At 69.6% G+C, this 8,067-nt stretch carries 6 protein-coding genes, 3 tRNA genes and 1 other RNA gene; 8 read left to right on the top strand and 2 right to left on the bottom strand.

Translation table 11 applies throughout. From position 1 onward, the window contains the following. Positions 1 to 49: 49 nt before the first annotated feature. The gene (gene aceE, locus DRB06_RS10895) at positions 50 to 2,803 is read right to left on the bottom strand and encodes a pyruvate dehydrogenase (acetyl-transferring), homodimeric type (protein WP_111819948.1); all 2,754 of its coding nucleotides are present in this window, start codon (positions 2,801 to 2,803) and stop codon (positions 50 to 52) included. Between the two features lie 298 nt (positions 2,804 to 3,101). Here aceE and DRB06_RS10890 point away from each other — a divergent pair, with 298 nt between their 5' ends. From DRB06_RS10890 to DRB06_RS10880, 3 genes are all read left to right on the top strand, one after another. After that, positions 3,102 to 3,506 (top strand): DUF3052 domain-containing protein, encoded by a 405-nt coding sequence (locus tag DRB06_RS10890; RefSeq protein ID WP_108967309.1) that lies wholly within the window; start codon positions 3,102 to 3,104, stop codon positions 3,504 to 3,506. 63 nt (positions 3,507 to 3,569) lie between these two features. Further along, positions 3,570 to 3,642, top strand: a tRNA-Val gene (locus DRB06_RS10885). A 33-nt stretch (positions 3,643 to 3,675) separates the two neighbouring features. Then, positions 3,676 to 4,413, top strand: coding sequence for a YdcF family protein (locus DRB06_RS10880; protein ID WP_258522239.1), 738 nt, complete (start codon positions 3,676 to 3,678; stop codon positions 4,411 to 4,413). On the opposite strand, the gene DRB06_RS10875 is transcribed toward DRB06_RS10880, so the two are convergent. Next, entirely contained in the window at positions 4,341 to 5,513 is a 1,173-nt protein-coding gene (locus DRB06_RS10875) for an aminotransferase class I/II-fold pyridoxal phosphate-dependent enzyme (RefSeq protein WP_073331767.1), read from the bottom strand. The two genes, DRB06_RS10880 and DRB06_RS10875, sit on opposite strands and share 73 nt — an antisense overlap. A gap of 194 nt (positions 5,514 to 5,707) precedes the next feature. Here DRB06_RS10875 and DRB06_RS10870 point away from each other — a divergent pair. The 5 genes from DRB06_RS10870 (at position 5,708) to rnpB (ending at position 8,039) form a co-directional block, all read left to right on the top strand. Further along, positions 5,708 to 5,798, top strand: a tRNA-Ile gene (locus DRB06_RS10870). A 17-nt stretch (positions 5,799 to 5,815) separates the two neighbouring features. Further along, positions 5,816 to 5,896, top strand: a tRNA-Leu gene (locus DRB06_RS10865). Between the two features lie 20 nt (positions 5,897 to 5,916). Further along, positions 5,917 to 6,786, top strand: a complete 870-nt coding sequence (locus DRB06_RS10860) for a Nif3-like dinuclear metal center hexameric protein (protein WP_073331770.1) — start codon at positions 5,917 to 5,919, stop codon at positions 6,784 to 6,786. A 66-nt stretch (positions 6,787 to 6,852) separates the two neighbouring features. Then, entirely contained in the window at positions 6,853 to 7,587 is a 735-nt protein-coding gene (locus DRB06_RS10855; protein ID WP_073331772.1) for a zinc ribbon domain-containing protein, read from the top strand. Between the two features lie 63 nt (positions 7,588 to 7,650). Next, positions 7,651 to 8,039, top strand: an RNA gene (gene rnpB / locus DRB06_RS10850) — RNase P RNA component class A. The last annotated feature ends 28 nt before the right edge of the window (positions 8,040 to 8,067 follow it).

The raw sequence follows: 8,067 nt of genomic DNA, 5'->3' as shown, positions 1-8,067 counted from the left end.
CGGCGAGTCTCGGCTCGCCGACGCCGCCGCACGACCCACGGTCAGCGGCTCAGGCCTCCCCGCCCTGAGCGCCGGAGCGACCCGCGGAGGCGTCCTCGAGCCGGTAGCGGGCGATCGCCTGGGCGACCGCGGACCGATCCACCTGTCCCTGCTCGGCCAACGCCTGCAGCGCCTTGACGACGACGGACTCGGCGTCGATCAGATAGTGGCGGCGCGCGGCCGCGCGCGTGTCGGAGAAACCGAAGCCGTCCGCGCCGAGGGTGTGGAAGTCGCCGGGTACCCAGGCGCGGATCTGGTCGGGCACCAGGTGGTCGAAGTCGCTGGTGGCGATGAACGGCCCGGAGGCGTCCGCCAGCTTGGCGGTCACGTACGGGGTGCGCGCCGGCTGGTCCGGGTGCAGGAAGTTGTGCTGGTCGGCCTCCAGGGCCTCGCGCCGCAGCTCGTTCCAGCTGGTCACCGACCACACGCCGGCGCGTACGCCCCAGTCCTCGGCCAGCAGGCGGCGGGCCTCACGGACCCACGGCACCGCCACCCCGGAGGCGAGCAACTGCACCTCGGGCCCGTCGCCGTCGGGCGCATCGTCCAGCCGGTAGATGCCGCGCAGGATTCCCTCGACGTCGACGCCGTCCGGTTCGGCGGGCTGCACGATCGGCTCGTTGTAAACCGTCAGGTAGTACATGACGTCCCGGTTGCGGCCGGTCTCCGGCCCGTACCAGCGCTGCAGCGCGTCGCGCACAATGTGGCGGATCTCGTAGGCGTAGGCCGGGTCGTAGGAGACCACCGCCTCGTTGGTGGCGGCGAGCAGCGGGGAGTGCCCGTCCATGTGCTGGGTGCCCTCACCGGTCAGCGTGGTGCGGCCGGCGGTCGCCCCGATGATGAAGCCGCGGGTCAGCTGGTCTCCGGCCGCCCAGAACTGGTCGGCGGTGCGCTGGAAACCGAACATCGAGTAGAAGATGTACACGGGGATCATCGGCTCGCCGTGGGTGGCGTAACTGGTGCCGATCACCTGGAACAGGGCCGCGGAGCCGGCCTCATTGATGCCGGTGTGCATGATCTGCCCGGAGGTTGACTCCCGGTAGGACAGCATCATTTCCGCGTCCACCGGCGTGTAGTGCTGTCCCTGCGTGTTGAAGATCTTGCGGGTGGGGAACAGCGACTCCAGGCCGAAGGTGCGCGACTCGTCCGGGACGATCGGCACGATGCGCCGCCCGATGTGCTCGTCCTTGATCAGTTCCTTCAACAGCCGCACGAAGGCCATGGTGCTGGCGACCTGCTGCTTGCCGGAGCCGCCCTTGAGGATGTCGTAGGAGGCCTCGTCCGGCAGCGGCAGCTGCGTGCCCGGATCGCGGCGCTCGGGCAGGAAGCCGCCCAGCTTGCGCCGGCGGTCGAGCATGTAGGCCAGCGCGGGGTCGTCGGGCTCGGGCCGGTAGTAGGGCGGCCGCTTCGGGTCGGCCTCGAGCTGGGCGTCGGTGATGGGAATGTGCAGGCGGTCGCGCAGCCCCTTGAGGTCCTCCAGGCTCAACTTCTTCATCTGGTGGGTGGCATTGCGGCCGGCGAAGTGGGAACCCAGCAGGTAGCCCTTGACGGTGTGGGCCAGGATGACCGTGGGCTGCCCCTTGTGCTCGGTGGCGGCCTTATAGGCGGCGTACATCTTGTGGTAGTCGTTGCCGCCCCGCTGCAGCGCCCAGATCTCCTCATCGGTCCAGTTCTCCACCAGCGCGGCGGTGCGCGGGTCGCGGCCGAAGAAGTGCTCGCGCACGTAGGCGCCGTCGTTGGCCTTGAAGGTCTGATAGTCGCCGTCGAGCGTCTCCATCATCAGGTGCTCCAGGGCATGGTCCTTGTCGGCCGCGAGCAGCCGGTCCCAGCCGCGGCCCCAGATCACCTTGATGACGTTCCAGCCGGCGCCCTTGAAGCAGGCCTCCAGCTCCTGAATGATCTTGCCGTTTCCGCGCACCGGGCCGTCCAGGCGCTGGAGGTTGCAGTTGACCACGAAGGTGAGGTTGTCCAGCTGCTGGGAGGCGGCCAGCTGCAGCATGCCGCGCGATTCGGGCTCGTCCATTTCCCCGTCGCCCAGGAACGCCCAGGTGTGCTGGGAGGAGGTGTCCTTGATGCCGGCACCCTGCAGGTAGCGGTCGAACCAGGCCTGGTAGATGGCCTCCGCCGGCCCCAGGCCCATGGATACGGTCGGGTACTCCCAGAAGTCCTCCATGCGCCGCGGGTGCGGGTAGGAGGGCAGGCCCCGGCCGCCCGCCGGGCGGGAGACCTCCTGGCGGAAGCCGTCCAGATCCGCCTCGTTCAGACGGCCCTCCAGGAACGCGCGGGCGTAGTTGCCGGGGGAGGCGTGCCCCTGGAAGAACACGTGGTCGCCGCCCCCGGGGTGGTTCTTGCCGCGGAAGAAGTGGTTGAAGCCGACCTCGTACAGGGTGGCGGTGGAGGCGTAGGAGGAGATGTGCCCGCCGACACCGATGCCGGGACGCTGCGCACGGGTGACCATGACGGCGGCATTCCAGCGCAGCCAGCGGCGGTAGGTGCGCTCGACGTCCTCGTCGCCCGGGTAGTAGGGCTCGTCGATGACGTCGATGGTGTTGATGTACGGGGTGGTGGTCTGGGCGGGCACGCGCACGTTCTTGCGGCGCGCCTCCGCCAGCAGATTCAGCAGGATGAAGCGGGCCCGGGGGCCGCCCCGCTCTTCGATGAGGGCATCTAGCGAGTCTCGCCACTCGGCGGTCTCCTGCGGGTCATTGTCCGCGACCTTGTGCAGCAGACCGTCGATCAAGGGCGGGTTTTCGTTGGTGGGGCTCACGGAGATTCTCCTTCTTCGTATCCGCGACCAGCGGGGCTAATCTATGCGGTCCGCGTCCCGCAGCACACCCCAAATCGGGAACAAGGTCCCAGACAAGGCGTGATGTCGAACACCTCATAATACGTGGGGATTCATAGAAGAGCGACAGCAGGCGCAAGGTAGTCGAGCCGTTCGGGCGTGTTCGCTTGCGCCGAGCGGGTCCGGTGCGATGGGCTATCCCCCGTAGTCATTTCGGCGCGTCACAGCGGCGGCCGAGAAGCGGGCCATCCAGCCCAGGCACGGAATGGAGAGGACAACAGTGACGAGTACAGCGGCCGGAGCCTTCGGCTTCGCCCCCGGTCTCATCATCCAGGAGTTCGGATACGACGACGACGTCGACGAGACCCTGCGTCAGGCCGCCCAGGCGCAGACCGGTACCGAACTGGTAGACGAGGACTTTGAGGACGTCGCCGACTCCGCCATCATCTGGTGGCGCGATGACGACGGCGACATCGACGACCTGACCGACCTGCTGGTCGACGCCCAAACCAACCTCGACGGCGACGGCCTGGTTTGGGTGCTCACCCCCAAGGCGCGCACCACCGGCGCGGTCGACGCCACCGAAATCGAGGAGGCGGCCCGCACCGCCGGCATGCACGCCACCTCGGCCGCCTCCATGGGCGAGTATTGGAGTGGCATCCGCGTCTCGAGCCGGCGGCACTGAGAGCGCCGCAGCTGGCGTAGAGTATGTGCCCACGCCACCGGCAAGCGCGCCGGCGGCGCAAATGGACCTGTAGCTCAGCTGGTAGAGCAACGCGTTTACACCGCGTAGGTCGTCGGTTCGAGCCCGGCCGGGTCCACTGCTTAAGGCTCTGCAGGAGTTTCCGTTTTCCGTGTCCCGCTTACCCCAGTCCAAGCGCTCCTTGCGGGCGGTGGGCGTCGTCGTCGGGGCGCTGGCGGCCGCGGAGGTCGTCTCCTGGGCCGCCTCTTACTGCCTGCTCGGTGAGGTCGACGACGCCGTGGCCGTGCCCAGGGGAGAGGCGGTGGTGGTGCTCGGCCACGCAGACCCCGGCCCGATCGCCGGCAGGGACAACCGTCAGCGCGTGCGGGCCGGGCTGCGCAGTCGTCGGCTGCCCGACTCCCGGCTGATCTTCTCCGGTGGGGCGGTGGCCGGACCGGTGCCGGAGGCCGAACTCATGGCCCGGCACGCCACCGACCGCTTCGGTTATGCCGGTCCGCTGGAGCTGGAGACCACCAGCCGTTCCACCTGGGAGAACATCGCCGCCGTGATTCCGATGATCGAGGACGCCGACCGCATCATCATCGTCTCCGAGCCCGTGCATGCGCTCAAGGCCCGCCTGTTCCTGCGTCGGCAGCGCCCCGACCTGGCGGCCCGCCTGGCTCGGGCGCGCGATTACCGGGCGGGGGAGTACCTGCTGCACAAGCCCGCCGTGGTGGCACTGGGCCTGGTGGACCTGGGACTGTCGGTGTGGGTGCCCGGTTGGGCGCGCAACTCCGCCAACGGCCTGGCCGGGGTGCGCCGCCTGCTGGCGCGTGTTCAGCCCAAACGGGCCAGGAAGTCACCCAGGCGATCCAGCCCCTCGGTAATCTCCTCACGCGCGGCTGCGTAGGACAGACGCACGTGCGTCTCCGCGGTGCGCACCCCGAAGTCGCGTCCCGGCGTCAGCGCTACATGCGCCTCGTCCAGCGCCCGCATGCAGAAGTCCCAGGAGGACAGGCCCGTGTGGGAGACGTCGAAGTAGATGTAGAAGGCGCCGTCGGGCTCCACCGGCACCTCCATCCCCAGCGCGCGCAGCCGATCGAGCGTCATCCCGCGTCGCTGAACCAGCTCGACTCGGTGCTGCTCGCACAGGGCGAGCGAATCGGGGGTGAAGGCCTCCAGGGCCGCGAGTTGAGCCGGCGTGGGGGCGCACAGGAAGTAGTTGACCGCAAGGTTGCGGGCCGGAGCGACCAGCTCCTCCGGCACCACCAGCCAGCCCAACCGCCAGCCGGTCATCCCGAAGTACTTCGAGAAGCTGGATATCACGATCGCATCCGGGTCTGTCGCCAGCACGGTGCGGGCCGGGCGCCCCTGTGCGTCCGGGTCCGCCAGGCCGAGGTAGATCTCGTCCACGATCCGCCAGGCCCCCCGCGCGCGTGCCGCCTCGCACAGCCGCCCCAACTCGTCATGGGGGATGGACGTGCCTGTGGGGTTCGACGGCGTGGCCATCTGGACGGCATTGGTGTACGGCGTCCAGGTGGTCTCCATGGACTCCAGGCTCAACTGGTAGCGGGTCTCCGGGAAGGTGGGGGCCAGCACGATGCGCCCGCCGAAGGAGTCGACCAGTTCGCGGTTGCACGGATAGCAGGGGTCGGCGATCACGACGTCGTCGCCCGGTTCAGCGGTCAAGGCGGTGGCGAGTAGCAGGGCGGAGGAGGCGCCGGAGGTGATCAGAATGCGTTCCGGGTCCACGTCCACGCCGTGGCGTTCCCGGTAGAAGTCCGCGATCGCCTGGCGCAGCGCGAGCAGACCCTCGGCGGGCGTATACGGCAGGTCCTGCCCGGCTACGACGCTGAGCGCCTGGCGTACCGCCGGCGGGGCGCCGAAGCTGGGCTCGCCCAGGCTGAGTTTTGCCACCGACTCGCCGCGTGCCTCGATCTCGCGAGCGCGGGCACCGATACTCATGGCGTGGAATGGCGGTGCGGAAGTGGCGCGCTGCGCGGGCTTCATGGTTCTCTTTCCGGGACGTGTGCGCCGGTTGGGCGCGCGAAACATGACAAACGGCGGTGTGAGGGTAGCCCCTCCTAGTAGATGACACACGGGGACCGGGATGGGAAATGCACCACCCGTTTCCCCTGCTAATGTGGGCACGTCGGCCGCACGACCGACGCCGAAGTCGCCCCCGCGCCGGGACGCCTTCTCGCGCCCCCTTAGCTCAGTGGTTAGAGCAGCGAGCTTATACCTCGTCCGTGCCTGATAAGCACATGGTCCTGGGTTCGAATCCCAGAGGGGGTACCGGATTGCAGATGCTGGCCCCTGTGGTGGAACGGTAGACACGGCGACCTTAAAAGTCGCTGCCTGAGGGCATGCGGGTTCGATCCCCGCCAGGGGCACTGACCGCTAACCTGGCCCCATGACCGATCCTTGCGACGCCGCCGCGGCGGACACGACCACCCGGCCTCTGACCGTCGGGGAGGTGGAGGCCCTGCTGCGCGCGGCCGCCCCGCCGCAGCTGGCGGAGTCGTGGGACTCCAATCAGTTGATCTGCGGCGACCCGGACGAGCCGGTACGCAACATCCTGCTGGCCGTAGACCCGGTCGGCGTCGTCGTCGACGAGGCCATGGCGCGGGGCGCGGACATGATCATCACGCATCACCCCCTGTACCTGCGCGGTACCGATCACGTCTCCGCGACCGATCCGAAGGGCAAGGTGGTGCACCGCCTGGTGCGCGCCGGGATCGCGCTGGCGAACGCCCACACCACGCTGGACGCCGCCCATGGGGGCGTGGCCGCGGCACTCGCCGACCGGGTTGGCCTGCTGGACACGCGCCCCCTGCAGCCCAATCCCGAGGACCCGACCCAGGGGATCGGGCGCGTGGGCGCGCTCCCGGCGCCCACCCGGCTGCGGGACCTCGCCGCCGCCGTTGCCGCTGCCCTGCCGGACTCCGCTCCCGGGCTGCTCGTGGGCGGTGAACTGGACGCCGTCGTCGAGACGGTCGCCGTCTCCGGCGGCGCCGGAGATTCACTGCTGGGGACGGCCCGCGCCGCCGGCGTCGACGTGTTCCTGACCGCCGACCTGCGTCACCATCCGGCCAGCGAGCATCTCGAGGCCGGTCGCCCCTACCTGTTGTGCGGCACGCACTGGGCCACCGAGTGGGTCGGGCTGCCGCCGCTGGCCGCCCGGCTCGAGGCGGCGGCGCAGGCGCGCGGGCATAGACTCTCCACGTACGTGTCGCAGATCGTCACCGACCCGTGGGCACTGCGTCTGAGCACCGGTCGCTGAACCGGCGGCGGATGCGGCCCTGAAGAATTCGATACTCATCCCGACTGACCAGCGAAGGATCAAGCCGTGACCAGCGCCCCCCTCAGCCAGCAGCGCCTGCTCATCGACCTGCAGAGGCTCGACTCGCAGCTCGCCCGTCTCACCCACGAGCGCAAGCACCTGCCCGTGCTGGAACGCATCGAGGCCACGGTGCAGCGGTTGAAGCTCAACCGTCGGCGCGCGGTTGTAGCCGCGGCGGCCCTGGATGAGGCGCAGGCCAACGCCAAGACGCGCGAGGAGGAAGTGGACCAAGTGGTGCACCGTGCGCAGGTGCTGCGCGAGCGCCTGTCCTCCGGTGCGGCGCCGGCACGTGAACTCACCGCCATTCAGTCGGAGATCGACCAGCTTGGGCGCCGCCAGGCGGTGTTGGAGGAGGCCCAGATCGCTGCCATGGAGCAGTTGGAGGCGGCGCGCACCGAGGTGGACGCCGCCGCTGCGGAGGAGAAGGAGATCCGCGCCGGCGGACGCGAGCTGACGGCCGCCCGCGACGCCGACTTCGCCCGCCTCGACGCCGAGATCGCGGACGCCCGCGGCAAGCGGAACGACCTCGCCGCGGCGATTGGGGACGCACTGCTGGCCGAGTATGAGGCGGTGCGCAAGTCCACCGGCGGCTTGGGGGCGGTGGCCCTGCACGGTCGCCGCGTCGAAGGCGGCGGGGTTGAGATCAGCCCGCAGGAGTACGCCCGGATCGCCGCCGCACCGCAGGACCGGGTCATTCACGCCGAGGAGAACGACGTGATCGTGGTCCGCATGGAGGACTGAGCGCCAGGTGCGCCGGTGCGCTACCCCATGGGTGTGCCGGTCGTTTAGAATCGCCGCTGCGGACGAGCCGACCGGGCGGCCGCGGTACCGTCGGGGAACCGGCGGGTCGAGGAACGTCCGGGCTCCACAGAGCAGGGCGGTGGCTAACCGCCACCCGGGGTGACCCGCGGGACAGTGCCACAGAAAGCAAACCGCCGGCAGATGCCGGTAAGGGTGAAACGGTGGGGCAAGAGCCCACCAGCGTGACGGGTGACCGCCACGGCTAGGTAAACCCCGCCCGGAGCAAGACCGCGCAGCAGGTGACCGCCGCAAGGCGGAAAGGGTTGCTCGCCCGAGCCTGCGGGTAGGTCGCGTGAGGCCATCGGCAACGGTGGTCCAAGATGGATGGTCGCCACCGCCAGGCCGGTAACGGCCGGCGGCAACAGAACCCGGCGTACAGGTCGGCTCGTCCGCGCTCTATTCGCGCAGGTGTTTCCGCGC

This window comes from Actinomyces sp. Z5 (assembly GCF_003287795.1).
Taxonomy (GTDB): Bacteria; Actinomycetota; Actinomycetes; order Actinomycetales; family Actinomycetaceae; genus Actinomyces; species Actinomyces glycerinitolerans.
The sequence above is the reverse complement of the archived record's forward strand: the minus strand, read 5'-3'. Positions and strand labels throughout refer to the sequence as shown.